General features: G+C 63.3%; 27 protein-coding genes. 13 read left to right on the top strand and 14 right to left on the bottom strand.

Features of this window, described 5'->3' with window-relative positions:
- Positions 1 to 85: 85 nt before the first annotated feature.
- The 4 genes from YY7_RS0133350 (at position 86) to YY7_RS0133365 (ending at position 3,850) form a co-directional block, all read left to right on the top strand.
- Positions 86 to 1,417 (top strand): sodium:proton antiporter, encoded by a 1,332-nt coding sequence (locus YY7_RS0133350; RefSeq protein ID WP_028166997.1) that lies wholly within the window; start codon positions 86 to 88, stop codon positions 1,415 to 1,417.
- A gap of 41 nt (positions 1,418 to 1,458) precedes the next feature.
- Positions 1,459 to 2,556: a calcium:proton antiporter gene (locus tag YY7_RS0133355; protein WP_028166998.1), complete on the top strand. Its 1,098-nt coding sequence runs from the start codon at positions 1,459 to 1,461 to the stop codon at positions 2,554 to 2,556.
- A gap of 13 nt (positions 2,557 to 2,569) precedes the next feature.
- The gene (locus YY7_RS0133360) at positions 2,570 to 2,854 is read left to right on the top strand and encodes a cupin domain-containing protein (protein ID WP_028166999.1); all 285 of its coding nucleotides are present in this window, start codon (positions 2,570 to 2,572) and stop codon (positions 2,852 to 2,854) included.
- Positions 2,855 to 2,962: 108 nt separating this feature from the next.
- On the top strand, positions 2,963 to 3,850 hold the full coding sequence (locus YY7_RS0133365) for a hypothetical protein (RefSeq protein ID WP_028167000.1): 888 nt from the start codon (positions 2,963 to 2,965) through the stop codon (positions 3,848 to 3,850).
- A gap of 249 nt (positions 3,851 to 4,099) precedes the next feature.
- Here YY7_RS0133365 and YY7_RS0133370 read toward each other — a convergent pair whose 3' ends face one another.
- Both YY7_RS0133370 and rpsU read right to left on the bottom strand, forming a co-directional pair.
- Positions 4,100 to 4,714, bottom strand: coding sequence for a tetratricopeptide repeat protein (locus tag YY7_RS0133370; RefSeq protein ID WP_080663957.1), 615 nt, complete (start codon positions 4,712 to 4,714; stop codon positions 4,100 to 4,102).
- A gap of 201 nt (positions 4,715 to 4,915) precedes the next feature.
- A complete protein-coding gene (gene rpsU / locus YY7_RS0133375) occupies positions 4,916 to 5,215 on the bottom strand; it encodes a 30S ribosomal protein S21 (protein ID WP_027579707.1) in 300 nt (99 codons plus the stop codon).
- A gap of 266 nt (positions 5,216 to 5,481) precedes the next feature.
- Here rpsU and aqpZ point away from each other — a divergent pair, with 266 nt between their 5' ends.
- Complete coding sequence (aqpZ, locus tag YY7_RS0133380; RefSeq protein WP_028167002.1) at positions 5,482 to 6,204, top strand: aquaporin Z; 723 nt, start codon at positions 5,482 to 5,484, stop codon at positions 6,202 to 6,204.
- Between the two features lie 54 nt (positions 6,205 to 6,258).
- Here the strand turns inward: aqpZ and YY7_RS0133385 are convergent, their stop codons facing one another.
- Together YY7_RS0133385 and purE are read right to left on the bottom strand one after the other, a co-directional pair.
- Entirely contained in the window at positions 6,259 to 7,356 is a 1,098-nt protein-coding gene (locus YY7_RS0133385; RefSeq protein WP_028167003.1) for a 5-(carboxyamino)imidazole ribonucleotide synthase, read from the bottom strand.
- Positions 7,353 to 7,841, bottom strand: coding sequence for a 5-(carboxyamino)imidazole ribonucleotide mutase (gene purE, locus YY7_RS0133390; protein WP_028167004.1), 489 nt, complete (start codon positions 7,839 to 7,841; stop codon positions 7,353 to 7,355). The genes YY7_RS0133385 and purE overlap by 4 nt, the downstream gene beginning before the upstream one ends.
- A 145-nt stretch (positions 7,842 to 7,986) precedes the next feature.
- On the opposite strand from purE, the gene YY7_RS0133395 reads away from it, so the two are divergent.
- The gene (locus tag YY7_RS0133395; protein ID WP_028167005.1) at positions 7,987 to 8,721 is read left to right on the top strand and encodes a GGDEF domain-containing protein; all 735 of its coding nucleotides are present in this window, start codon (positions 7,987 to 7,989) and stop codon (positions 8,719 to 8,721) included.
- Positions 8,722 to 8,733: 12 nt separating this feature from the next.
- Here the strand turns inward: YY7_RS0133395 and YY7_RS0133400 are convergent, their stop codons facing one another.
- From YY7_RS0133400 to YY7_RS0133410, 3 genes are all read right to left on the bottom strand, one after another.
- Positions 8,734 to 8,982, bottom strand: coding sequence for a hypothetical protein (locus YY7_RS0133400; protein ID WP_028167006.1), 249 nt, complete (start codon positions 8,980 to 8,982; stop codon positions 8,734 to 8,736).
- Between the two features lie 16 nt (positions 8,983 to 8,998).
- Positions 8,999 to 9,190, bottom strand: coding sequence for a hypothetical protein (locus tag YY7_RS0133405; protein ID WP_028167007.1), 192 nt, complete (start codon positions 9,188 to 9,190; stop codon positions 8,999 to 9,001).
- 350 nt (positions 9,191 to 9,540) lie between these two features.
- The gene (locus YY7_RS0133410; RefSeq protein WP_028167008.1) at positions 9,541 to 9,747 is read right to left on the bottom strand and encodes a YdcH family protein; all 207 of its coding nucleotides are present in this window, start codon (positions 9,745 to 9,747) and stop codon (positions 9,541 to 9,543) included.
- Between the two features lie 243 nt (positions 9,748 to 9,990).
- On the opposite strand from YY7_RS0133410, the gene YY7_RS0133415 reads away from it, so the two are divergent.
- Positions 9,991 to 10,176: a YdcH family protein gene (locus YY7_RS0133415; RefSeq protein ID WP_028167009.1), complete on the top strand. Its 186-nt coding sequence runs from the start codon at positions 9,991 to 9,993 to the stop codon at positions 10,174 to 10,176.
- 87 nt (positions 10,177 to 10,263) lie between these two features.
- Here YY7_RS0133415 and YY7_RS0133420 read toward each other — a convergent pair whose 3' ends face one another.
- Complete coding sequence (locus YY7_RS0133420) at positions 10,264 to 11,361, bottom strand: NAD(P)/FAD-dependent oxidoreductase (protein WP_028167010.1); 1,098 nt, start codon at positions 11,359 to 11,361, stop codon at positions 10,264 to 10,266.
- Between the two features lie 7 nt (positions 11,362 to 11,368).
- Complete coding sequence (locus YY7_RS64530) at positions 11,369 to 11,494, bottom strand: hypothetical protein (RefSeq protein WP_283807029.1); 126 nt, start codon at positions 11,492 to 11,494, stop codon at positions 11,369 to 11,371.
- A gap of 114 nt (positions 11,495 to 11,608) precedes the next feature.
- On the opposite strand from YY7_RS64530, the gene YY7_RS0133430 reads away from it, so the two are divergent.
- The 3 genes from YY7_RS0133430 (at position 11,609) to YY7_RS0133440 (ending at position 15,935) form a co-directional block, all read left to right on the top strand.
- A complete protein-coding gene (locus tag YY7_RS0133430) occupies positions 11,609 to 14,308 on the top strand; it encodes a sensor domain-containing protein (RefSeq protein WP_028167011.1) in 2,700 nt (899 codons plus the stop codon).
- Positions 14,309 to 14,479: 171 nt separating this feature from the next.
- Positions 14,480 to 14,689 (top strand): hypothetical protein, encoded by a 210-nt coding sequence (locus tag YY7_RS0133435; RefSeq protein ID WP_155255412.1) that lies wholly within the window; start codon positions 14,480 to 14,482, stop codon positions 14,687 to 14,689.
- A 256-nt stretch (positions 14,690 to 14,945) separates the two neighbouring features.
- Positions 14,946 to 15,935, top strand: a complete 990-nt coding sequence (locus tag YY7_RS0133440) for a Bug family tripartite tricarboxylate transporter substrate binding protein (RefSeq protein ID WP_028167013.1) — start codon at positions 14,946 to 14,948, stop codon at positions 15,933 to 15,935.
- Between the two features lie 14 nt (positions 15,936 to 15,949).
- Here YY7_RS0133440 and YY7_RS0133445 read toward each other — a convergent pair whose 3' ends face one another.
- Complete coding sequence (locus tag YY7_RS0133445; RefSeq protein WP_035691558.1) at positions 15,950 to 17,275, bottom strand: tetratricopeptide repeat protein; 1,326 nt, start codon at positions 17,273 to 17,275, stop codon at positions 15,950 to 15,952.
- A 135-nt stretch (positions 17,276 to 17,410) separates the two neighbouring features.
- Here YY7_RS0133445 and YY7_RS0133450 point away from each other — a divergent pair, with 135 nt between their 5' ends.
- Genes YY7_RS0133450 through YY7_RS0133460 form a run of 3 tightly spaced genes read left to right on the top strand, consistent with a single transcriptional unit; the run spans position 17,411 to position 20,309 of the window.
- Positions 17,411 to 18,583: an ABC transporter ATP-binding protein gene (locus YY7_RS0133450; protein ID WP_028167015.1), complete on the top strand. Its 1,173-nt coding sequence runs from the start codon at positions 17,411 to 17,413 to the stop codon at positions 18,581 to 18,583.
- The gene (locus tag YY7_RS0133455; protein ID WP_028167016.1) at positions 18,580 to 19,494 is read left to right on the top strand and encodes an ABC transporter permease; all 915 of its coding nucleotides are present in this window, start codon (positions 18,580 to 18,582) and stop codon (positions 19,492 to 19,494) included. Before YY7_RS0133450 ends, YY7_RS0133455 begins: the two co-directional genes overlap by 4 nt.
- The gene (locus tag YY7_RS0133460) at positions 19,494 to 20,309 is read left to right on the top strand and encodes an ABC transporter permease (RefSeq protein ID WP_028167017.1); all 816 of its coding nucleotides are present in this window, start codon (positions 19,494 to 19,496) and stop codon (positions 20,307 to 20,309) included. The genes YY7_RS0133455 and YY7_RS0133460 overlap by 1 nt, the downstream gene beginning before the upstream one ends.
- A 4-nt stretch (positions 20,310 to 20,313) precedes the next feature.
- Here YY7_RS0133460 and YY7_RS0133465 read toward each other — a convergent pair whose 3' ends face one another.
- The 4 genes from YY7_RS0133465 to YY7_RS0133480 form a co-directional block, all read right to left on the bottom strand.
- Positions 20,314 to 21,165: a carbohydrate ABC transporter permease gene (locus YY7_RS0133465; protein ID WP_028167018.1), complete on the bottom strand. Its 852-nt coding sequence runs from the start codon at positions 21,163 to 21,165 to the stop codon at positions 20,314 to 20,316.
- Entirely contained in the window at positions 21,162 to 22,031 is an 870-nt protein-coding gene (locus tag YY7_RS0133470) for a carbohydrate ABC transporter permease (protein WP_028167019.1), read from the bottom strand. Before YY7_RS0133470 ends, YY7_RS0133465 begins: the two co-directional genes overlap by 4 nt.
- 71 nt (positions 22,032 to 22,102) lie before the next feature.
- A complete protein-coding gene (locus YY7_RS0133475; RefSeq protein WP_028167020.1) occupies positions 22,103 to 23,491 on the bottom strand; it encodes an ABC transporter substrate-binding protein in 1,389 nt (462 codons plus the stop codon).
- A 123-nt stretch (positions 23,492 to 23,614) separates the two neighbouring features.
- Positions 23,615 to 25,564, bottom strand: coding sequence for an AsmA family protein (locus YY7_RS0133480; RefSeq protein WP_028167021.1), 1,950 nt, complete (start codon positions 25,562 to 25,564; stop codon positions 23,615 to 23,617).
- Positions 25,565 to 25,805: the final 241 nt, after the last annotated feature.

The following is a 25,805-nucleotide window of genomic DNA, read 5'->3' on the forward strand; positions in this document are numbered from 1 at the left end:
GGCATGGAGCGGTGTGGCCGTCCTGGCGGCGTTGGTGCTGCTGCCGGAGCCGGCGCGCGCTGCGGCAGCACTCGACGGCGCGGCGATGAACTGGCCGTTTGCCCTTCCTTTCGCCGGTCTGCTGCTGTCGATCGCGCTCGGGCCGCTGCTGTTTCCGAAATTCTGGCATCACCATTACGGCAAGATCGCCGCCGGCTGGTCGTTTCTGACGCTCGCCTCGCTCGTCTGGTTCGCCGGAGGTGCAGCCATGCTGGAGAGCTTCGTGCATGCGATGCTCGGGGAGTATCTGAGCTTCATCGTGCTGCTGTTCGCGCTCTATACGGTTGCGGGCGGGATCCTGGTGACCGGCGACCTGAGGGGCACGCCGTGGACCAATACGTCCGTTCTTGCAGTGGGTACGATGATGGCGAGCGTCGTCGGCACCACCGGTGCCGCCATGATCCTGATCCGCCCGCTGATCCGCGCCAACCTGTTGCGGCCTCATAACGCGCACGTCATCGTGTTCTTCATCATTCTCGTTGCCAATGTCGGCGGCGCGCTCAGCCCGCTCGGCGATCCGCCGCTGTTCGTCGGCTTCCTGCACGGCGTCGAGTTCTTCTGGACCACGAGGAACATCTGGTTGCAGACCGCGATCGTGGCCGGTACCCTGCTGCTCGTCTTTGTCGTGCTCGATCTCTGGCTCTTCCGCAAAGAGCCATCGGCTGCGCCCGGCGGAGCGTCGCCGATCCGCCTTCGCGGCCTGATCAATCTGGTGCTGATCGCCGCAATCATTGCCAGCATCCTGATGTCGGCGACCTGGCGGCCGGGAATTGCCTTCGATGTTCTCGGCACCAGGCTGGAGCTGCAGAATCTGGTGCGCGACGGCCTTCTGATCGCAATCGCGCTGCTTTCGCTATGGCTCACGCCGGACGAACACCGCGAGGCCAACGGCTTCAACTGGGAGCCGATCCGGGAAGTCGCGAAACTGTTTGCCGCCATCTTCACCGCGATCATCCCGGTGCTGGCGATGCTCCATGCCGGGCGTGATGGCTCGTTCGCCTGGCTGTTGTCCGCGGTCACCGAACCGAACGGCGCTCCACGGGAGGTTCCCTATTTCTGGTTCACCGGATTGATGTCGGCGTTTCTCGACAATGCTCCGACCTATCTCCTGTTCTTCGAGGTCGCCGGCGGCGACCCGCAGCGATTGATGGGGGAATTGTCGGGGACGCTGGCGGCAATTTCCATGGGCGCGGTCTACATGGGTGCGCTCACCTATATCGGAAACGCACCGAACTTCATGGTGGCGGCGATCGCGAACGAGCGCGGCATCAAGATGCCGAGCTTCTTCGGCTATCTCTTCTTTGCGGGTTGCGTGTTGATACCACTGTTCCTGCTTCTCACATTTCTGCCGATCGCCCCGGTTCTCAGCGCTCACTGAGTGCCGTATGGTGGAATTCCTTGAGCAGCGGAAGGGGAGTCATGAGCGCACACGGTCCGATGCCGCGCACGGCATGGATTTTCCCCGCGCTGGCGATGGCGCTGTTCGCCGCAGCGACCGCTGCTGGATGGGTGTTCAGCCCATCTCTCGGCGGATGGCTGCTCGCCGCGATCTTGCTGGCCATCCTGTTCGGCACGGTGTTCGCGGCAGTTCATCATGCGGAGGTGATTGCCGAAGAGGTCGGAGAGCCTTTCGGCACGTTGGTGCTGACGCTCGCGGTGACGATCATTGAAGTGGCGCTGATCACGACGATCATGCTGGGCGACAAGCCTCAGCCGGCGCTGGCCCGTGACACTGTGTTTGCGGTGGTGATGATCGTTTGTAACGGTCTGGTCGGGCTGTGCATCTTCATCGGCGGGTTGCACTACCGCGAGCAGGATTTCCAGGTTACCGGCGCCAACGTTTATCTCAGCGTGTTGTTCGTATTGGCGACGATAACGCTGATCATGCCAAATTATACATTGGCGACGCCCGGGCCGGTCTATTCGGCGATGCAACTCGGATTTGTCGACATTGTCACGCTCGCCCTCTACGGTGTCTTTCTCTACATCCAGACCATGCGGCACCGCGACTACTTCGTGGCCGAGTCCGCAAATGATGCTGAGGCGCCGAAGAAGTCATCGGGTGCCGTGCTGGCGCTCAGCATTCCGTTGCTGCTGGTCTCGCTTCTCGCCGTCGTGCTGCTGTCAAAGAAGTTCTCGCTCGTCATCGATGCCACCGCGGCGATGATCGGTGCGCCGCCCGCCTTCGCGGGACTCGTGGTCGCGCTTCTCATCCTCATGCCGGAAGGCGTTGCCGCGGCTTCGGCCGCCCGCAACAATGATTTGCAGAAGAGCATCAACCTTGCGCTCGGGTCATCGCTCGCCACGATCGGGTTGACGATCCCCGCGGTCGGCATCGCCACCTACCTGCTGGGCAAGGAGCTTGTCCTCGGGCTCAGCGCCCAGAGCACGGTGCTGTTGTTCTTGACCTTCCTCTTGAGCATGCTGACCTTCGGCACTGGCCGCACCAACATCCTGTTCGGCGTGGTGCATCTGGTGGTATTTGCCGTGTTCTTGTTCTTGGCATTCCTGCCATAGGGAGACAACGACGATGCTTGCCGCGAAATCCGATGTCCAGGTCGACACCCCCGAGGTCCGTGTCACGGAATGGCGGCTGGCGCCGGGCAGTGCGACCGGGCCTCACGTCCATGAGATGGACTATGTGATCGTGCCCGTGACCGCCGGCGAGATGACCATCGTGGCGCCCAGTGGCGAGCGTTCGAAGGCCGAGCTCCGCGTAGGCAAGTCGTATTTCCGCAAGGCGGGGGTGGAGCACGATGTGCTTAATGAAACCTCTACGGAGATCGTCTTCCTCGAGATTGAACTCAAACCGTAAGCATCCGTGATCGCCGGAACCGGCCGGTTGCCATTGATCCGACGCAGTTGATCCCTCAATGTGCCTCAAAGTTCCCGCATCTAACGCCGCGGCGGGGAGTGGTTGGCAATGCTGAAATACCTGACGAAATTTGTCGTCGATATCTTTCCCTCGGTGGCTGCGACGGTCATCGGGGCCTACATCGTTAACCACTACATCGTAGCCAAGCCGGAGGCACCGGCCGCGGCCGCTGTTTCGACCGCCCAGCCGAAGGCGGCCGTCGCGAGCAAACCCGTCGAAAAGCCTGCCGAGGTCTCCAATCTCCCCGAAGCTGGCGTGAAGGCCAAGGGCATGTCCGAGCGCACGTTGATGGAGCGCACGGCGTCCGAGAAGGCCACGGTGACCGAGAAGCCGGCTGAGAAGGCGACCGAGAACAAACCCGCCGCCGAAGCGCCCGCCGAGACTGCAAGCATTCCGCCCGCCGAGCCCCGTCGCCATCAGCCCGCACCCCGTGAAAAGACCGTCGCCAAGGTGACGCCGGCACCGGTGCAGCAGCCTGCTACCGTGCCCGCCGCTGCACCCGCCTCGCCGCCAGCCGAAGCTGCGGCTGTACCGGACGAGCATCGTGACGCCAACGACCTTGCGCGCGCCGCGATCGAGCGGTTGCGCGGCACCGCCGAGGCCGGCTCTCGTTCGCCGGAGGCGGCACGTGCACCGGAAGCGCCTCGCGTCGCGACTGCGCCATCAGTGGTGCGGCCGTTGCCGCCGCCGATCATGGTCTCGACGCCGCCGAGCGAGACCTTCGGCCAGACCTCTCAGCCGCGTCCGCCTTATGCCGCAAGCGCGGCTGACGATCCGAACCGTCCGACGCCGCCGGCGGACATTCCGGCCTCACGTCCGCCGCTGGATCTGCGCGCCGACGCAGCAGGGGCGGAGCCGGCCAAGGAGCGCCCGACGATCGGCGACGACATGCTGTCATCGATGAAATCGGTATTCCACGCCGTCCTGCCGAAATAGCTGAGTACGATCGCGCAGGCTGGATATAGCCGGCGTGATCTCGCTGTCTCCACAAACACGCTGTCGTCCTCGCGAAAGCGGGGACGCATAACCACACGGAGTTGTTGTGGCGCGAGCAAGTGCTTGCAGCTTCACACATCACCAAACCCTGTGGCTATGGGTCCCGGGTCGCGCGGAGCCTGTCATCGGGCGCGCGTTCGCGCGACCCGTTGGCTTGCCCGGGACGACGGCGAGGAGAGTGCGTCTATCTTAACCGCCGGTGCGCGCGAGGCCGCTGCGCGCGGTCTCGTCTCGAGGCCGCAATGCTATCGCTCGGCTGTACGAAATCGCTGCCTTGCCTTTGTCGCCGAGCCTCTCATAGGCCTCGCCGCGCACCGTCCAAGCCTGGGCGCTGTTCGGATCGGCCTGCACTGCTTCGTCAAGATCGGCGGCCGCTTCCTTGGCCTTGTTGAGAGCGAGATAGCTGCTCGCGCGCGCCAGCAACGGGCCGACGCTCTGTGGCGCCAGGCCGCTGGCCGCGGTGAAATCCTCGATCGCCTGCTGGTGCTGGTTCTGGCCCTGATAGATCAGGCCGCGGCCATAGAGCGCCTGTGTGTTGTAGGGATCGACCGCGAGCGCCTGTTCGAATTCGGCGAGTGCCTGTTCGGTCTTGAAGGACCGCGCGAACTCCTGGCCACGCGCCGCGTGCTCCTTGGCGTCGCTGACGTTCTGCGCACTGACGCTGCCGGTCGGCTTGTCGGTGGCGGCCTGCTTGGGTTTGTCGTTGCCGGGCCCCAATGATCCCAGATCGAACGAGCAGCCGCCCAAGGGGAGACCAAGGGGGATGCCAAGTGCAACGGCCAGCAGGATGGCAGGCCGTGCCATCAGGCGCGGGAGAGGCAAAATTCCAGAACGGGTGCGGGATGCCGGAAACACCATCAACGGAACTGCTCGCGTAATGGAAATGCTCGCGTCTGCAATTCCGTATTGGTAGCCGGCCGCGGTGCAAAATGCACCGACCAAAAAGCAAAACGCGGACCCCTCAGGCCCGCGTTCTCATTTCTGACCTTTATAAAAAAGGTGCGATCAGCGCGGACCGCGGCCAGCGCCCGGGCCGCCACGTCCACCGGCGCCACGGTCACCACCCGCGCCGGCGCCGAACACCGGCTTCGGCTTCATCGGCAACAGGCCTTCGCGCTGCAGCTTCTTGCGCGCCAACTTGCGGGCGCGGCGCACGGCTTCGGCCTTCTCGCGGGCCTTCTTCTCGGAAGGCTTCTCATAGTGGCCGCGGAGCTTCATCTCGCGGAAAATGCCCTCGCGCTGCATCTTCTTTTTGAGCGCCTTCAGGGCTTGATCGACATTGTTATCGCGGACGAGAACCTGCACGCGGCATCCTCTTTTCGATTGATCGGTTCGGAAATCTGGAAAAGCCAAGGTCGGCGAAAAGGCCAGACCTTCAGCCCTAGGGGCGCGCATGTAGCAGACAAAATCGCAAATGTCCACCGGTGAAGCGGGAGCAACGGCCAAGTAAAGCCACGAAATAGGGCGAAATTGCCACCTAGTGGCCTTGATTGGGGTGATTCGGCGCCAAATGCTTGGCCGCTACCGCAGCTTTTGCTGGCTCCGGGAAACAAAATAATAGGAGAATTGCTATGGAGACACAAAAATACGCCGCCGAGGCGATCGGCACGTTCTGGCTCACATTTACGGGATGCGGCAGCGCCGTGATCGCCGCTGGCTTTCCGCAAGTCGGAATCGGCCTGGTCGGCGTGTCGCTGGCGTTCGGATTGAGCGTCGTCACCATGGCCTATGCGATCGGCCACGTGTCCGGCTGCCACCTCAATCCGGCCGTCACCGTCGGTCTCGCTGCCGGCGGACGTTTTCCCGTTGGCCAGATCCTGCCCTATGTGATCGCTCAGGTGATCGGTGCGGTCGTTGCTGCGGGAGTGCTCTATCTGATCGCGAGCGGCGCGCCCGGCTTCGACCTCGCCAAGGGCTTTGCCTCCAACGGCTATGACGCGCATTCGCCTGGGCAGTACAGCCTGTTGTCCGGCTTCATCACCGAGGTGGTGATGACGATGATGTTCCTGTTCATCATCATGGGCGCGACCCATGGCAGGGCGCCTGCGGGCTTTGCGCCGCTCGCGATCGGGCTCGCGTTGACGCTGATCCATCTGGTCAGCATTCCCGTCACCAACACCTCGGTGAATCCGGCGCGCAGCACCGGGCCGGCATTGTTCGTTGGTGGATGGGCGCTGGCGCAGCTCTGGCTGTTCTGGGTGGCGCCGTTGATCGGCGGCGCGCTCGGCGGGGTGCTCTATCGCTGGCTCAGCGAAGAGCCGACCGGAGTCGTCGAGGGCGTACGACAGGCTTGATCAGTTTCTAATTTAAGACTTTGCCGGCGGGCTACTGTTTGTGGCCTGCCGGCGCTACTTCGGTGGTGCCACTTCAGTGACATGGCCCATCTTGCGGCCGGGCCGCGGCGGGCCCTTGCCGTAGAGATGCACGGTTGCGCCGGGCACTGTCAGCCATTCCTCATAGCTCAGGATGTCGTCGCCGATCAGGTTGGTCATGGTCACCGCGCCATGGCGGATCGGTTTGCCGAGCGGCCAGCCGGCGATGGCGCGGATGTGCTGCTCGAATTGCGAGATCGAGGCGCCGTCGAGGGTCCAGTGTCCGGAATTGTGAACCCGCGGCGCGATCTCGTTGACCAGCACGGCCGGCCCGTCCTTGCCCGCGACCACGAACATTTCGACCCCGAGTACGCCGACATAGTTCAGCGCATGCGCGATTCTTTCCGCAACCGATCGCGCCTGCACGGCGAGCTCGGCCGGGATCGCCGCCGGCGCGCGCGAGATCTTCAGGATGTGATCGCGGTGCTCGTTCTCGGTGACGTCGAAACATTCGACGTGGCCGTCCGCGGAGCGCGCGGCGATCACGGAGATTTCGCGCTCGAATGGCACGAAGGCTTCGAGAATGGCGGATTTGGTGCCGAGGTCTTCCCAGAGCTGGTCGATGTCGTCGCCCTCGCGGATCATCGCCTGGCCCTTGCCGTCATAGCCGAAGCGGCGCGTCTTGATGACGGCGGGAAGGCCGATGCGCGCGATGCCGGCGCGCAGCGTTTCGACCGAGGACACATCGGCATAGTGGGCGGTGCCGATGCCGAGCCTGGTGATGAAATCCTTTTCGATCAGCCGGTCCTGGGTGGTCTCGAGGATCTTCTGCGACGGCAGCACCGGGCGGCGCGCCGCCAGCACCAAGGCGGTCGCGGACGGCACGTTCTCGAATTCATAGGTGATGACGTCGACGTCATTGGCGAACAGTTCGAGCGCCTCGACATCGGCAAATTCCGCGCAGGTCGCGTGCTGCACCACGTCGAAGGCGGGCGAATCCGGATCCGGCGAGAACACCTGGCATTTGAGGCCGAGCCGCGCCGCGGCCATCGCCAGCATCCGGCCCAATTGCCCGCCGCCGAGAATTCCGATGGTATCACCCGGCTTCAGCTTCACTGTTGTCGAAGCCGTCACGCCGATACCTCCGGATGCTCCTTGACGGCATCGGTCTGTTGCTTGCGCCAGGCGGCCAGGCGCGTCGCCAGCGCCGGATCGTTCAGCGCCAGCACGCTCGCTGCGAGCAGCGCCGCGTTGATGGCACCCGATTTTCCGATCGCCAGCGTGCCGACCGGGATACCGGCCGGCATCTGCACGATCGAATACAGCGAATCGACGCCCGACAGCGCCTTCGATTCGACGGGAACCCCGAACACTGGAAGTTCCGTCAGGGCAGCCGTCATGCCGGGCAGATGCGCGGCACCGCCGGCGCCGGCAATAATGACCTTGAAACCGGCCGCTTTCGCCCCCTTGGCGAACGCGTACAGCCGGTCCGGGGTACGGTGGGCGGAAATGATCCGCGCCTCAAACGCGAGCCCGAGGGCAGTGAGCGTTTCGGCGGCGTGGCCCATGGTCTCCCAGTCCGACTGGCTTCCCATGATAATGGCTATTGCGGCGGGCATATCGTCAATTCTGATCGGGAATCCAGAAGCATGGGCCGGATTATAGGAGCGGCCCGTCACTGATCCAAGGCGTGGCAAGGAATCCGGAATGGACTATCCTGTCTTGGTGAATGCGGGCAAGCCTCATCAGCGGGCCTCAACAAGGATGCTTATGAAAAAGAAGAAGAGGGCGGCCGCATCCGGGGCCGCGAAAAGACAAAGCGCGGCTGCGCGCAAGGTTGCGCCGCGCCGCGTCCAAGCCGCAACCACCCAAGCCGCGCCTGCCCAAGCCGCCCCCGCCAAAGTCACCCCTGTCCAGGTGCCATCGGCTGCATTGACCGAGGCCAAGGCGACAATTCGCCGCCTCAAGGCGGAACTGGCCGCGGCGGAAGCGCAGATCGCGGAACTGCAGGCATCCGCGGAGACCGACTTCCTGCTGGACATCCTCAATCGGCGCGGCTTCGAGCGCGAGCTGAACCGCTCGATCGCCTATATCAAGCGCTATCACGCCAGCGGCGCGCTGGTCATGCTCGACGTCGATCGACTGAAGCCGATCAATGACACCTATGGCCATGCCGCCGGCGATGCGGTGCTGAAGGCGATCGTAAAAACGGTAACGAAGCAGGTGCGTGCATCGGACGTGGTCGGACGGCTCGGCGGCGACGAGTTCGCGGTGCTGCTGTGGAACCTGACCGAGACCGACGCCAAGGCCAAGGCTGCGGCGCTGGAGCAATCGATCGATCGCCTTACCTTCGATTTCGGTGGCCGCAGCGTCAGCGCGGGCGCCTCCGCCGGCGTTGCGATCCTCGGTCCGCACTCCGTGGCGAGCCGCGCGCTGGAAGAGGCTGATAGCGCGATGTATGTGCGCAAGGCGCAGCGGCGGCATGAAGTGGTGGGTTGATGGCAAGCGGCTTCACAGGCCGAGATCGTCCGGCAGGTTGCCGAATTTCCGCAGCAGGTGCGCATCGCCGAATTCGCCGATCATGGGATCGCCGGTGCGGCTGAAGGCGACCGCGCCGATGCTGCCCGGCATCCGCGACATCATCTCGGCGCGCCGCAACGCGGTCGCGGCGCTCTGACACTCCTCGGCATTGCCCGCGACCAATTCACCGCTGTCGTCCCGCACGAAAGGCAGCGCAACGTAATAGGTGATATCGGCCATGGCGTGCTCCTTTTACCTACGCGGCGTCGTTCTTTGCCTGCGCGAAACAGGTCGCGAGCGCGTCCTGTAATTCCGCGACCTCAGTCTCGAGGAATTCGTTGGCCATGATCAGCGCCTTGATGGTGCTGCGCAGATTGCCGTCGCACATCGCGATCGCCTGGTCGCAAGCCACTTCGTAGCGGTTGTTGTCGGAGAACACTGACGGCATGGGCATGGCGATGATCCTTCCGGTTCTGGCTGGCGGCAGCGGTAATGTTCTTATTTTGTTCTAGAGGAGTCAAGAGGGCGGAAGCGCCTTACGGGCGGCTTGTGACCGATCGCGCCAAGCGCCTGTGGATGTCTGCCTGTGGATGTCGGGGACAGCTAGTCAACATGCGCTGACAGCAAAGCCAGGCGCAAATTCTCTCGTCTCGTCATTCCGAGGCACGCAAAGCGCGAGCCCGGAATCCGTTTTACCACTTGCACGCGCGGTCCGATGGATTTCGGGTTCGATGCGGAGCCTATCATCGGGCCGCGCTTCGCGCGGACCCATTGGTATCGCCCCGGAATGACGGCGCGTCACGCGATGATGTCGGGCGTGATCTGATCCTCGATGAAGGCGATGCGATCGCGCAAGTGCAGCTTGCGCTTCTTGAGTCGCTGCACCATCAGCAGATCCGGTGCCGGCGACTGATGCAGCGCGTCGATGGCTGCATCGAGATCGCGGTGCTCCTGCTGCAGCCGTGCAAGCTCTGCGTGGAGTTCGCGCTCATCTTCGTCGGTCATGGCTGTGTACTAAAAAGTAGGCACGGTGAAGTTGTGGCCGGATCGCTCGGTATCCGCGTGCCGAAATATCCTCCCTCCACGCTCGCCGCGCAAGTTAAGACGGTTCCATACGCACGTTCTGTTACAGATAAATTCGAAAATGTCGCAGCGCTGATTCGCAATCTCCGTCGACAGATAATCTGGCTGGTGTACACTTTGGTGTCCTGATCGAAATTGAGGTTAACCTGCCGAGGAGATTTCGTAATGGCGATACAGGCGCATCTGGTTGAACTGGAACGCAAGCACAAAATTCTCGAAAGCGAACTACACGAAGCGCTCCTGCACCTCTCTACAGACGACCTGCAAATCACCGAACTCAAGCGCCGCAAGTTGATGGTCAAGGACGAGATCGAACGGTTGAAACAATCCGTCGACGAGACATTCCACTAGCCAGTCCCCCGCTAACATATCGCAACGTACACCACTTCAGGCCGGATGGGCGCCGAAGCGCTCATCCGTGGTCGATGTTGCGACTGCTCACACGAACTCACCGACGTAATCGGCGATCGCGAGCGACGACGTCAACCCGGGCGATTCGATACCAAACAGATTGATCAATCCAGTGACGCCGTGATCGCGCGGCCCCTGGATCAGGAAATCCTGCGTCGCCACGGCCGGCGGAACGATCTTCGGTCGGATTCCGGAATAGCTTGGCATCAGTGCCCCGTCCGGCAGCCCGGGCCAATATTTGCGGATTGCCGGATAGAAGCGGTCCGCGCGCGCGGGATCGACGGCGTAATCGATGCTCTCCACCCATTCCACATCCGGGCCGAAGCGGGCCTGCCCTGCCATGTCCAGGGTGAGGTGCACGCCGAGCCCGCCGGGCTCGGGCACCGGGTAGATCAGCCGCGAGAACGGCGCCCGCGCGCTGCAACTGAAATAGTTTCCCTTGGCGAGATAGGCGCATGGGATCAATTCGAGCGGCATACCCTCGATGCCGCGCGCGACCGCCGGCGCCCCGAGGCCTGCGGCATTGACGAGCAGGTCGCATTCCAGCGTCATCGGCGCTTCGCCACCGGCCTCGATCTCGATCCGGCCGGCCGCCGCCTTGGCGCGGAGCAGCGGGGTATGGAAGGCGAATGCGGCGCCGGCGGCCTCCGCATCGCCCCTGAGCGCCAGCATATAGGCGTGGCTGTCGATGATCCCGGTGGACGGCGACAGCAGTGCGGCGTCGCAGTTCAACGCTGGCTCCATCGCGCGGGCGGATTCGCCCGAAAGCAGCTCCATGTCGCGCACGCCATTGGCCTCGGCATGGGCGCGGATCGATTGCAGCTTTTCGGTCTCTTTCGGCGTGGTCGCGACGATCAGCTTGCCGCAATTGCGATAGGGGACGCCGTGCTCCTTGCAATAATGGTAAAGCGCGTGCTTGCCGCTGACGCACATCCGCGCCATCAGGCTGCCGGCACGGTAGTAGATGCCGGCATGGATCACCTCGCTGTTACGCGAGGAGGTCACGGTGCCGATCCCCTCGGCGGCTTCCAGCACGATCACTTCGCGCCCTGCTTGTGCGAGGCGGCGTGCGACGGCGAGCCCGATCACACCCGCTCCGATGACGACGCAATCAACTCTGTCCATGGATCCTTCAAGCCCGGAAATCGGCGCGAATAGGGTTCTGCTTGTTGTTGTCCATCTGCGCCTTGGTAGCAACGCCCCGGATTGCCTCGAAATAGGCTTCGTGGCGCACCGGCATTAGTGCGGCATTAATCATGTCAGGGCAATTGCCCTAAATTAAGTCACATTTTCCGGTTGCATCGCGCGGCGTTTACCCGATCCAAACTGCCAAGGCCAGAGACTGTAATGCGGAAATCCGCAAGGTGACGGAATGGCTGGCAAGAAAGCGCAGGGAAGCGGGAGGAATCTGATTCCGGCGCCGGCCGTCGTCTGCCTTGTCGTGGCCATTGCGTCGGCTGCATTGGCTCTCGCAGCGTCAGCCGGCCTGGTCCCATCGAGCGATATCGGTTCGCTCGGGCCGAACCTGGTCTGGGAGCTTTTGATCGGCGGCATCGTCGTCGCCTCCTTCGTGGGCGCGATCACGCTCTCGGTGCTTTCGGCGCTGCGAAGGGTGCAGCGCATACAACTCCGGCGCAATGCCTTCGTCAGCTCCGCCCTCAACCATCTGAACCAGGGCGTGGTGATGACCGATGCGCAAAAGCGGATCGTGTTCTGCAACGACCGCTATCTCGAGATCTATGGCCTGTCGCGCTCCGACATACCGCGCAACATGACCGGGCCCGAACTGTTGGCAATGCGCCACCGGCGCGGCTTGATGGATGTCACGCCTGCGGAGTTCTATATCCGGGCCGCCAACCCCGAGGGGATGGTGACGGAATTGCCCAACGGCAAATCGGTCGTGGTCCGACATTTCGGGCTGCCCAATGGCGGATCGATCGCGACGCATGAGGACTGCACCGACCAGCGGCAACTGTCGCGCAAGCTCGCATCCACCACCCAGTTCCTGGAATCGGTGCTCGACAACGTGCCGGTCTGCGTGGCCGCGAAGAACATCGAGGACGGCCGCTACATCTTCGCCAACCGCGCCTTCGAGCGGTTCTCGCGCTTCTCGCGCGATCGCATCGTCGGCAAGCGCGCCGACGAGATCTTTAGTCCCGAGAGCGCCGCGAGCATCGCGGCCGCCGACAAGGCGGCGCTTCAAGCTCCAGAAGGCTCCTTCCGCAACGAGTTCTGGGTCGAGCGTGGCCCGGAGCGGCGCATCCTCGCTTCCAACCGCGTGATCGCGCGCAACGAGAAGGGCGAGCCGGAATTCCTGATCGCGCTGTTCGATGATGTCACCGACCGCCGTTCGCTGTCGCGGGAATTGGAGAACGCCAAGAAGTTTCTCGAACTCGTGGTCGACAACATTCCGGTCTCGCTGATCGTCGAGCGCGTCAGCGACGGCCGATATTTGCTCGCCAACCGCTCGGCTGAGACGATCCTCAACCGCCGGCGCGAGGATGCCACCGGCCTGACGGCGACGGACATCTTCAATCCGCGCGAGGCCAAGCTGATCATCGCGCGCGACGAGGCTGCGATCAAGAAACGCGGCCTGCTCACCGAGGAGCATCCGATCTCGACCAAGGACGGCTTGCGACTGTTCCTGACCCGCCGCATGACCGTGCTCGACGAGCGCGGCGAGCCGCAATACCTGATCAAGACGCATGAGGATGTCACGGATCGGCGGCAGACCGAATCCCGCATGGCCCATATGGCCTATCACGACGGTTTGACCGATTTGCCGAACCGCGCCGCTTTCCTGCAGGCGCTGGCGCAGATGATCGAGGCCTGTGGCGGCACCGACGAGGAATTTGCCGTGCTTTGCGTCGACCTCGACGGCCTGAAAGAGATCAATGACGTGTTTGGCCATGCGATCGGCGACAAATTGCTGATCGAGGTGGCCCGGCGCCTGCAGACCTCGGCGCGCGGCGGCGTGGTGGCGCGCCTCTCGGGCGATGAGTTCGGCCTGATCATCGACGGTAAGCAGCCGGCCGCCGGCATCGTCCTGGCCGAGCAGGTGGCGGAGGCGCTCGCCCAGGAATTCGTAATCGACGGCAAATCGGTCCGCACCGGCGTCACCGCGGGCATCTCGGTATTCCCGCACAACGGCGCGGATGCCGCCTCGCTGCTCGCCAATGCCGGCGCGGCGCTGTTCCGCGCGAAGGCGAAATCGCGGGGCACGATCTCGATCTACGAGCCGGAAATGGATCAGCAGATCCGCGACCGGCGCGTGCTGCATCAGGATCTCTCCGCCGCGATCCGGAACGGCGAATTATCGCTCTACTACCAGCCGCTGGCCGCGGCCGGCGCAACGGTGGACGAGAGCAGGGTGATCGGTTTCGAGGCCCTGGCGCGCTGGCAGCATCCAGTGCGCGGCTTCGTTTCGCCCGCGGATTTCATTCCGCTGGCGGAAGAAGGCGGCCTGATCGTCGAGATGGGCGAATGGATCCTGCGCGAGGCCTGCCGCGAAGCAGCCTCCTGGAAGCAACAGCTGCAGATCGCGGTCAACCTCTCGCCGGCGCAGTTCATGCACGGCGATCTGGTCGGCCTCGTGCATTCGATCCTGCTCGAAACCGGGTTGCGGCCGGACAGGCTCGAGCTCGAAATCACCGAGGGCGTGCTGATCGAGGATTTCGATCGCGGCCTGGCGCTGCTCAGGCGGCTGAAGGCGCTCGGCGTGCGCATCTCGATGGACGATTTCGGCAGCGGCTATTCCTCGCTGAGCTACCTGCAGGCGTTTCCCTTCGACAAGATCAAGATAGACCGCGCCTTCGTCATCAATCTCGGCCGCAACCCCCAATCGGCGGCGATCGTCCGCGCTGTCATCGATCTCGGCCACGGCCTGCACATGTCGATCGTCGCCGAGGGCGTGGAAACCGAGGAGCAGCTGGACTTCCTGGCAAAGGAGGGTTGCGACGCGGTCCAGGGTTACCTGATCGGCAAGCCGGCGCCGGTCGGCCAGTACGCGGCATCGGTCGGTGACGGCCGCAATGTCGTGGAGCTCGTGCGCAAGACCGGTAGTCTTGGTTAGACGCGCTTCACTCGAGCGTGCATCTCGTTCACGTGAGCACGCTATGACCTTTCGGCATGGTGCGTGTGTCGTCGCGGCCCGCTTAGTCCGGTCTTAACCATCGCGCTTCTTTTACTTTTTCGCCCGAGACCTTCCGCTGTAGTCTTGCAATTGATCAGTGCGGAGGATGCCGTGGATCAGCGGGATTGGAGCCGCGTCGAGCAGGAACTCGGCGAATTGGTGCCAAAGGCGAACGCGTCCTTGGGCCAGCAGCCTGCGCCAGCGCAGCTCAGTTTGGCAAATAAGACTCTGGCATCGGGCGAGAACTCGACGGAGGCAATCCTCGAGCAGATCGCTCAGGCCCTCGAAGCCGACGGAATCGTCAGCAGAAAAAGCCCCTGAGCATCGACTTCCGATCCCATCCGGCGTGTGTGAGCGAACGGACGGCCCAATGCGCCTTGGCAAAGTTCAAGCTTACGCAGTGCCGCGTCGTGGAATGAAGCGACGCCGGCAAGCCGACACCGACTTTCAAAAATGACCAAACGGACGTTCGTAAACGTTCGCTTCTGACGTGCCTCTGCGCCAATCTGTCCCGTCTTTCGCCCCTGGCCGAGGTCGGACGATGCGATACCCTGATGAAAAATTCAGGGAGGGAGCCATGTCAGCGAAACTTGATCGCCGTCATTTCATTGCTGCGGGTACGACAGCGGCAGCGATGCCGTTCCTCTTGCGCAGGGCCGCGGCGCAGGAAGCGTGGCCGTCGCGGCAAATCCGTATGATCTGCAGCTATCCGGCCGGCGGCCAGACCGACCTGCTCGCGCGCGCCTTCGGCGAATTCATCTCCAGGCAGGTGGGAAAGACTGTCGTCATAGAGAACAGAGCGGGGGCCTCGGGCTCGATAGGCGCCGCGGAAGTCGCGCGCGCGGAGCCGGATGGCCACACGATCCTGTGCTCCATCTCGACCACCTATGTGATGAACAGGGTGATGATGAAGAACCCCGGCTACGACATGGACAAGGATCTGACGCTCGTCAGCATCATCCCGGGCGCTGGGCTGCTGCTGGTCGCGAGCCCGAAGGCCGGCGTCAAGACGTTGGACGAATTCGTCGCTTTCGCGCGCAAGAGCGGCAAGGTGAACTTCGGCACCTATAGCGCGGGCTCGGCCCCGCACATGACGATCAATGAGCTCAACAAGCAATATGGTCTCAACATCGAACCGATCCATTACCGTGGCGAAGCGCCAATGTGGACGGGGCTGGCGGAAGGCACGCTCGATGTCGCGATGGGCAGCTACACGGCTGCGCAAACCGTCCTGCAGAGTAATCGCGGCATTGTGTTCGCGGTGCATTCGAAGAAGGTCGACGCGATCCCGAACATCAAGACTTTACCTGAGCAAGGCGCGACAGCGAAATTCTTCACCGTGAGCGGCTTCACGGGCTGGGCGTTGCCGAAGGCGACGCCGCAGCCGATCGTCGACCGGTTGGCGGAACTCTGCGTGGCAGCCAATAACGATCCGAAAGTGAAGGAAGTTCTCAGCACCTTCGTGCTCGAACCGGCGCTCGGCTTTAGGGAAAGCAACGCTTTGTATCAGAGGGAATTGCCGGTCTGGATGGAGAGCGCGCAAGCGCTCGGCTTGGAACCATCCTAGACAATCTGGAGATACTAGCTGAGCGCCCTGCTTCGACCTGCCTGCTGCGACCAAGCTTCGTCGCGGCGGGATGGCCGCCGGTGCAGGCGGTCGGCGATCAGCTTTGTCGCTCTCTCGCCGCGCCCCGCGCGAAGACAGGCGACGATGAATGTGTCCTCCCAAAGCTCGCGCTGGGCGTGGCTGCCGCCGATCCGCACCAGTTCCGGCATCAACGGCTCGAGGATGCGCACGGCGCCCTCGTTGTCGCCCGAGGCAAATGCCTGGATACCGCGGCAAAGTCCGATCGCGGAAGCGCCGGGCGCCAGCTTGCCCTCGGCGTGCCGCGCCTCCATTTCGGCAAGCCGCGGCTCCAGAGCGCCGCCGTTGCTCGCCGCGGCAGCCAATGCGTGATGGACATCGGCAAAATGCGCCCCGGCTTTCGGGAAGAATTTCTCGCCGTAGGCGGCGACTCCCTGCCAATGCAAGTCAAGCCCGGTCCTTCCCGCCAGCGAGACCCGCCACAGCAATGAGGTGGTATCGGTCAGAATGTTCAGCGGCGGATAGGGCCGCCCCTGCGGTCTGATATGCCGCTCGTAGATGTCGAGCGCGCCGTCAGTGTCACCATCCTCGAGCGCGATCAGTGCCAGGTGCCAGGCAAGATGTCCCTGCAAGAAGCTCACGCGGTCGTGTGCCGGCAGCCAGCCGGACAGGAAGGTGCGGCCTTCCTTGGGATCACCCTGCTCGAACAGCGCATGCGACAGAGCGTGGGCCGCGCTGGCATTTGCGGGCTTCATCCAATAGGCCCGCTCGGTGGTATCGCGGCCGGTGACGACATCGCCCGCCTCGGTTCGCGACCAGCCGAGATAAGTGAGGAACCACCAGTCCTCGCCATAATCGGCGGCGTAGCGCTCGCAGATCGAAAGGCGCGCCGCGTCGTGATCGGGGCGTCCTGAGAAAGCGTAGAGGCCGAAGGCGCCGAGCAGCAGCGACAGGATCAGCGCGTCGCGCGGAAATTCCGTCAGGTGCTGTTCGGCCACTTGCAATGCGTGCCTGGTCTGGCTTTCAACCACCGAGGCTACGATCTCGACATGCTGCTGCTCGCGCCGACTCGCGGAGGCGGCCAATTGCCGGGCTTTTGCCGCCTTGTCGCGGGCCGCCGCGCCTTCCATGTTGATCTGATGGACGCGGGCGCGCGCCACATGGGCCAGCGCGAAATCGGGATCCTCGGCGATGGCCGCATCAAAGGCCGCATCCGCGCCATGCCAGGCCGCAAGGATACAGTCGACGCCATCGCGGTAGAGCGCCGCGGCGCGATCGGAAGCGGTCGTCAGCGGCAGGTCGTAGCGGTCCCGGTTCATCATTCGTCCTCCTGACGTGAAGGCGAAATCTAGCAGAGACGCCCGTGACAACAATATTGCGGAAGACGCTGCGTGAGGCGGTTGAGCCAGTGGCGATCCGCCGCTAGCTTGCGGTCACGATCGGGCTAAAAGGGAATCATGGCTGAGGAACTGGCGAAGACCGCAAATAATTCGACCACGGAAAAAACTGCGCCGCGGAGGGCGACCGACATGCCGCTGCTGCGCATCGAGGGCGTGACGAAAAGGTTCGGTAACTTCACCGCGGTCAACGAGCTCTCACTCGATATCCGCGCCGGTGAATTCTTCGCCCTGCTTGGCCCGAGCGGGTGCGGCAAAACCACGCTGTTGCGCATGCTGGCGGGATTCGAGACACCGGAGGAGGGACGCATCCTGCTTGCTGGTCGCGACATCGCGCAGGTGATGCCGCATGAGCGGCCCGTCAATATGATGTTCCAGAACTATGCGCTGTTTCCGCATCTCTCGGTGCGTGACAACATCGCATTCGGCCTGCGGCGCGCCGGCATGGCGCGCGGCGAGATCGCCGCCCGCGTCGCCGAGATGGTGGCGCTCGTCAAGCTCGAGGGGATGGAGAAACGCAAGCCCGACCAGCTTTCCGGCGGCCAGCGGCAGCGCGTGGCCTTGGCGCGCTCGCTGGCACGCCGGCCGCAGATGCTGCTGCTCGATGAGCCCTTGGCCGCGCTCGACAAAAAACTGCGCGAGAGCACGCAGGCAGAATTGATGGAATTGCAGCGCCGCCTTGGCATGACCTTCATCATCGTCACCCACGACCAGGAAGAGGCGATGACGATGGCCAGCCGGATCGGTGTGATGGACGCCGGCCGCCTGGCGCAGGTCGCAACCCCGCGCGACCTCTATGAGGCGCCGGCCTCGCGCTGGGTCGCCGAGTTCGTCGGCGACGTCAATCTGTTCGAGGGGCAGGTCATCTCGCGCGAGCAGGGCAGGCTGAAGGTCACGACGCGTGAAGCAGGGATCATCACGGTGGCCGAACCGCGCCAATCGGTGATGAAAGAGATCGTGACCGTCGCGATCCGGCCCGAGAAGATCAAATTATCGCGGCGTGGACTGGCGTCCGGTGCCGACGCGTTGCAAGCAATCAATCGCTTCGAGGGCGAGGTCGCGGAGATCAATTACCTCGGCGGCCTCACCGCTTACAGGATCAGGCTCGACAATGGTGCGGTGGTACGCTCGGTGATGGCCAATACCGCGCGGCTTGACGCGGATGGCTATGGTTCGAGCGAGCGCGTGGCTGTCTGGTTCACGCCCGACGATGGGGTGGTGCTCGAGCAATGAGCACGCGCCGTATCTTTGCCCGTCCGGCGCGCTATGCCGCCATCGCGCCCTATCTCTGGATGGCGCTGTTTTTCCTGGTGCCGTTCGGCTTTGTGCTGAAGATCAGCCTGTCGCAGACCGCGATTGCGCAGCCGCCTTATACGCCGGTGTTCGACCTCGGCGAGGGATGGGCGGCGTTCAAGGCCGCGTTCGAGCAGTTGTCGCTGGAAAATTTCCGGCTGCTGCTCTCGGACAATCTCTACATCCTGTCCTATCTGCGCAGCCTCGTCGTCGCCGCGACGTCGACGCTGATCCTGCTCGTGATCGGTTATCCCATCGCCTACGGCATGGCGCGGCTGCCGCAGCGCTGGCAGGGCATCGCGATGACCCTTGTCATCGTGCCGTTCTGGACCTCGTTCCTGATCCGCATCTATGCCTGGATCAACATCCTGCAGCATGACGGCTTGCTCAACCGGATCTTGCTCGCATTGCATCTGGTGCCCGGGCCTGTTGTCTGGTTGTCGACTGACACCGCGATGTATATCGGCATCGTCTATTCCTATCTGCCGTTCATGATCCTGCCGCTCTACGCCACGCTCGCGAAGATGGACCGCACGCTGCTGGAAGCCGCCGAAGATCTGGGCGCCTCGGCGCGGAAGGCCTTCTGGCTTGTGACGTTTCCGCTGTCATTGCCGGGCGTCTGGGCAGGGGTATTGCTCTGCTTCATACCGATTGTCGGCGAGTTCGTGATCCCCGATCTTCTGGCCGGCTCCAATTCGCTGATGATCGGCCAGACGCTCTGGCTCGAATTCTTCACCAATAAGGACTGGCCGGTGGCCTCGGCCGTCGCGATCGCGCTGTTGCTTCTCTTGGTGCCGCCCCTCGTGCTCTATGACCGGCTGCAGCGCCGGCAGGTCGAGGGCCGACGCTGATGGCGCGTACCGTGAATCGGCTTTCGCGCTTCAATATGACCGCGCTCGCGCTCGGGCTTGCGTTCCTTTATTTGCCGATCGTGATCCTCGTGATCTTTTCGTTCAATGCGTCGCGGCTGGTGAATGTGTGGGGCGGCTGGTCGCTGCGCTGGTACATCGAGTTCTTCAATGACCGCGCCATGCTGGAAGCCGCCTGGATGAGCCTGCGCGTGGCCGCCGTTTCCGCCACATTGGCGACGCTGCTCGGCACCCTCGCGGCCATAGGCCTGGCGCGCGGCGAGCGCTTTGCCGGCCGCGCGCTGTTCTCCGGCATGCTCTATTCGCCGCTGGTGATGCCGGAGGTGATCTCGGGCCTCTCGCTGCTCCTCTTGTTCGTCGCGTTGAACGCCGAGCGCGGCTTCTGGACGGTGACTATCGCGCATACCACGCTGACCATGTGCTTCGTCACCGTGGTGGTGCAGTCGCGCCTTGCTTCGCTCGACCGCAGCCTCGAGGAGGCCGCGATGGACCTCGGCTGCAATCCGGTGAAGGCGTTCCTGATGGTGACGCTGCCGCTGATCGTTCCCGCCATTGTCGCGGGCTGGATGCTCGCCTTCACGCTGTCGCTCGACGACGTCGTGATCGCAAGCTTCACCACCGGTCCCGGCTCGGCGACGCTGCCGATCCGGATTTATTCGGAGGTGCGACTCGGGGTGAAGCCGGAGATCAACGCGATCTGCACGCTGGTGATCGCATTGATCGCCGTCCTGATCGTGATCGCCTCGTTCGCTTCGAAATTGTCGAGCTCCCAGGGCGAGAGCGCCGCGCCGCTGTGAGCGGTCACGACTTCACCGCGCCCGCGGTGAGGCCGCCGACCATGTAGCGCCTGAAGGCATAGTAGATCGCCGCCGGTGGCAGCGCGTAGATGAAGCCGGTCGTCATCAACAGCTCCCACGGCGAATCGTCGGCGGCGAGGAAATTGCCGAGCGCAACGGGGAGCGTGATGTCGGTGTCCTTCGATAGCAGCAGGAACGCATAGAGATATTCGTTCCAGGCCAGCAGGATGGCGTACGTGCCGACTGCGACCAGTGAGGGCATCATCAGCGGCACGTAGACCAGGCGGAACAATTGCAGCGTGGTCGCGCCGTCCATGGTCGCGGCTTCGTCGAGCTCGACCGGCAGTTTGTCGGATGCTTGCTTCAACACCCAGATCGCGTAGGGCGAGGCGATGGTCACCATCGCCAGGATCAGCGACCAGTGAGTGTTGAGCAGTCCGTAATTGCCCATGGTGCGGTACATCGGCACGGCAAGGAATGCGGCCGGGATGAAATAGGTGAACAGCGCCAGGTTCATCACCGCGCGGCCGCCGGGCGTACGCAATCGCGAGATCGAGAACGCCGCTGATGTTGCGATGAACAGCGTCAGCGCGCCGGTCGCCAGCGCGATCACGGTCGAATTCCCGAACTGCACCCAGAAGTCTCGCAGGAAGTAATGCTGCTGGCGGAACACGATCTCGAAATTGTGCAGCGTCGGATGATCGGGCCAGAGCTTGCCGGAGAACGCATCCTCCTTCGGCGAGATCGCAAACAGGAACATGTGATAGATCGGCACCAACGTCCAGATCAGGACGGGGATGCCGATCAGGAGCAGCTTGGCCTCGGTGCCGATCTCGCGCAGGGTGGGCAGCTTCATCGCGATAACCGTTTCATCATGAAATAGACAAGCGGCAGCACCAGCGGCAGCGCGCAGACGATCGAGGCCATCGCTAGATTGAGCTGGTCGAGCCGGAGATAGCGGATGCCGAGCGTCGACAGCACATGGGTGAGGTCGGCCGGCCCGCCGCCGGTCAGGAGGTAGACGCTGTTGAAGTCGCCGAGCGTCCAGATCATCGAGAGCAGCGTGCAGGTGACGTAGAGCGTCCGCATCGACGGCCATGTAATGTAGCGGAATTTCTGCCAGAAGCTCGCGCCGTCGACGGCAGCGGCCTCGAACAGGTCGTTGGAGATGGCGAGCCGCCCGGTCATCAGGATCAGCGTCCAGAACGGCAGCGACTTCCAGATGTGGACGCCGATCGCCATGGTCAGCGCCACGGCCGGATCGTTGAGCCAGTTCGGGCCGTCATCGCCGGTCAGGCTGAAGATGATGTGATTGACCACGCCCCATTCGGGATTGAGCATGAAGCGCACCGACAGGATGGTCGGGATCGACGGCACCGCCCAGGGCAGGATGAACAGCACCGACAGCCACCTGATCCAGTGGCGCTGCTGGACGAAGAAGCCCGACAGGAACAGCGCGATCAGCATTTTGACGTTGATGCCGATGACGAGGAAGATCAGCGTGTTGACGGCGGCGCGCGCGAAGATCGGGTCGTGATAGAGCTCGACATAGCTTTGCGGATGGCGCGCGAGCCATAGCCCGTAACCGACGGGATAGAGCACAAAGGCCAGGAACACGAGCAGATAGGGCGCCAGCAGCACGATGCCCCAGACTTGCGGCGTCGACAGCCGCGCCGACAGCGGCGGGCGCGGGATTGCATGATCGGAAAGCGTGATCGCCATGTGTTACATCACGTCCTAGATCGCCGTGACAGGGAGGCCGGCCGCGTCGACCGCGGCCGGCCTTGTTGACGTCAGCCCGCGACCTGCTTGATGCGGGCGATCAGTTCGTCGACGGCCTTGTCCACCGGCACCTTCTCGCTGACGACGCGGTTCATGGCCTTGGCCCAGACGTTCTCGTTGTTCAGGATCGTGAACTTGTAGTTCTTGGTGAAGTCGAACGGCGTGGTGCCGCCGGTGAACTGGGTGTAGACCGCCTTGCGGTGCCGGTCGGCCTGCCAGAACGGGCTCTTCTGGCCGGCGACCGTGACCGGGAACCAGCGGCCGAGCGCACCCTCGACATAAGGCCCGAGGTTCTCCTCCTGCAGCAGGAATTTGACGAACTCCTTGCCCTCGGCCTTGTTCTTGGCCGCGGTGAAGATCACGCCGGTCTTGACGTCGGAGCGGTACTTGATCGGGTTGCCGTCCGGCTTGTTGGGGAAGGAGGCCGTGATGATGGTTTCCTCATACGCCTTCTTGCCGGCGGCGCGCTGCTCGGGCGTCAGCGCCTGGTTGTTGGAATCCTCGAACCATTTCGCCGCGATCGAGATCGTGAAGTTGTGGGTCATCACGATGGTCTTGTTGTGGAAGGCGACGTTGTTGTCCGGGTCCTTCCAGGTCGTGGAGGAGGGCGGCGTGCAGCCCTTGATGTAGGTGTCGGTGTAGTCCTTGAGCGCATGGATCAGCCCGTCGCGCACCTTGGGATCATCGACCAGGAGCTTGCCGTCGTCGTCGACCAGCTTGACGTCGTAGGCGTCCATGAAGGTGTAGAACGACTGGAACGAGTCGGTCGATTCCACGCCCATCGGCTGGCCGACGCCGTAGATGCGGTTGCCGGTTGCCTTGCGGATCGCCGGCTGCACCTTGTCGCACCAGAACGACCAGTAATCCGCCCATTTGGTCGGGATATCGCTCGGCTTGAAGCCGGCCTGCTGCAGCATGTCGCCCCAGATCTGGACGTGCATGCTCTGCTGTTTCAGCGGGAAGCCGTAATAGCCCTTCTTCTTGGTCTGGTCGTTATAGAGGTAGGCGGTCTCCAGCGTGTTGGGGGCGAAGGCCGATTTCATCGGCAGCAGGATGTCGGAGAGGTCCTCGAGCTTGCCTTCGAACGCCCATTTGCCGCCGGCCTGCACGTCATACGTATCGGAATAGGCGACGTCGGGCACGGTGCCGGAATCGAGCGCGGCCACCGTCTTCGGGATCATGTCCTGGATCGCGTATTGCGACAGCTCGACCTTGATGCCGGTTTTGGCTTCGAACTTCTTGATCGCCTCGAGGAGCGCGTCATCCTCGGATTTGTAGAAGCCCTTGCCCCACCAGACCGTGATCTTCTTCTCCTGCGCCAGTGCCGGCGCGGCCGCGTGGATCAGCCCGATGGCGGCGACCGCGAAAGAAAGCACAGCAATACCCAACTTGGATTTCACGTTGTTCTCCCTGTCTTAATGCCGGTTTTTTTAACCGGTTGGATAAAAGACTAGCGCATGGCCGCGGCCTGATCCAGATGGCGCGCGCGGTTCGCCTTTGAACCACGACGAAAGTCGAAAGGTTCAATTCGGCTTGGCGTTCTCGGCCGCCGTCGGCGCTCGCGTCGGGGATGCCGCGGCATCAGAGGGCTGCTGCCGCGGGCCGCCGGTGAAGCGCTCGATCACCGAGCGCACGGTGTCGCGGGTCTTGCGGTCCTTCACCGCATCGAGCAACTGCGACGATGCCGGCGAGCGGCGGATCAGGCTTTCCGGATCCGGGAAGACCAAAGGATCGTCCCACGGACCCTGCACCACGAACGGCAGGTCAAAACCGTTGCTGCCGCTCGGCGCGGAATTCAGGCTGGCGACGCCCTTCAGATCATATTCCCGCGACGGCACCGAGGCGGTGCCGGTCAGCGTGATCTTGGCCGCAGGTCCTTCGAGGCGGATGTCTTCGGCGGTGGCGACGCCATCATTGAATCGCACGCCGATCGTCAGATTGTCGTAAGGCGTCGAGCCCGAGCGGAAATTGCCGCCGCCGGACAGCGGCCGCCGCTCCAGCCGCTTCAGAAGCTGTTCGACATTGAAGCCCGCGATCGCGCCATCATGCCCGCTCAGCGTCGCGGTACCATCGAGCGATTGCGCGAGCCCGAACGGACTGGAGCCGGAGGCCGTCAGCGCGACGTTGAGATTGCCGCGCCCGGTGAGCTTGCTGACGCCGAACAATTCGCTGGCGCAGGCCTGCAGGTCGACATCGATGAACTCGAGCTGCGCCTTCACATCCGCGATGGCATCCGAGCGCGCGATCCCGAGCGAGCCCTTGGCGATGCCGCCATACATCTGCGCTTCCGCAACCGAGAGCGCGAGCGTGCCGCCGCGCAAATTGGCGCCCAGCGCCGTGCGCCCGAGCCTGGTCGAGCCGACCGTCACCCGCGCCGCCGACAGCCGCATGTCGAGGTCGGTTGCGGTGAGCGCGTTCAGATCGAACAATTGCCGGTTCCAGTCACGCTGGCCGCTCGCCAATAGGCGGAAGGTCGAGATATAGGGCGTGAAATCGAGGTTGCCCGCGGCGAGTGTCGCCTGCAGCGTCTGCCGGCCATTGTTGGCGAAGGTCATCACGCCCTCGGCGACATTGCCGTCGAGCTCGACATTGACATTGGTGAGCGCCACCGAGCCGCCGACGAGATTGGCGCGCGCCTTTAGCGTGAAGCGGCCGAACCCGCCGCTGCCAGGCGGGGCCTGTCCCATCCAGCGCAGCGCGTTGCGCAAGGACACGCTGTCGATGGTCGCGGTGCCCTCCATCATCAGGCTGGTCCGGTTGGCGACCGTGCCGTCGAAGGCGAGCTTGAGCGGCGCGCTGGCAAGGCGCGCCTTCAGCCCCGAGCGCTCGCCTGACAACAGCGCGATGAAGTCGCTAGCGCTGATCGAGCCGTCGACGCGCTCGCCGCGCCAGTCGAACTGTCCGGTTGCGGCAAAAGAACGCGAGATCGACGGCCAGGCCAGCGACAGGTCGATGTCGCCGAGCTGCTCCCTGACATGGTTGCTCTCATCCTCATAATTGAGGATGCCGTCCTGGATGCGAATCTCCGAGAACGACATCTGGTTCTCGGCACCGGGTTTCATCGCGCGCGCGATGGTGTCGATGAACGGCGTCCAGTTGCTGTCGCCCTTGCCGTTTCTGATGACGTGGATATGCGGTCGCAGCATCATGACGTCGGCGATCTCGAACCGCCGCAGCAATAGCGGCAGCAGGCGCAGATTGGCGGTGAGCACGTCGACCCGCAGCGCAGGGTCGATGGTCCCGCCGCCCTTCAGCCCGACGTCATGGAAGGAGACATAGCTGCCGGGGAACACCGAGACATCGATATGGCCGTTGACGACGAGGTCGAGCCCGGTGACGGCGCGGATTTGCGCCTCCACCGCCTGCTGCAGGGCGTCCCGGTTCAGAAACCAGGATGTCCCGATCAGGCCAAGCAGCGCGAGGCCGAAAAACGCCGCAATCGGCATCCCCAGGCGCTTCATTCCTTGGGCCATCGTCAGTGACATATCCAGGTCGGGTTGAGATGATCGGATCTTCGAATAAAACCGGGCAGCGCACCTGGCGCCCCTGCCAAGCCACGCAACTTGAAGGGTTTTCTTGACGCTTTCAAGGCCGTCGTCGAGGTTGTAGGCAGGTGAGATGGCGAAACGGGGCGTCATTGACGCATTGCGAAGATTTCGCCTAATAATCTCAACCAATTCCGGCCGCCGCGCCTTTTCTCGATCAGGTCCTCTT

It is taken from the genome of Bradyrhizobium elkanii WSM2783 (assembly GCF_000472865.1).
In the GTDB taxonomy this organism is placed as follows: domain Bacteria; phylum Pseudomonadota; class Alphaproteobacteria; order Rhizobiales; family Xanthobacteraceae; genus Bradyrhizobium; species Bradyrhizobium elkanii_A.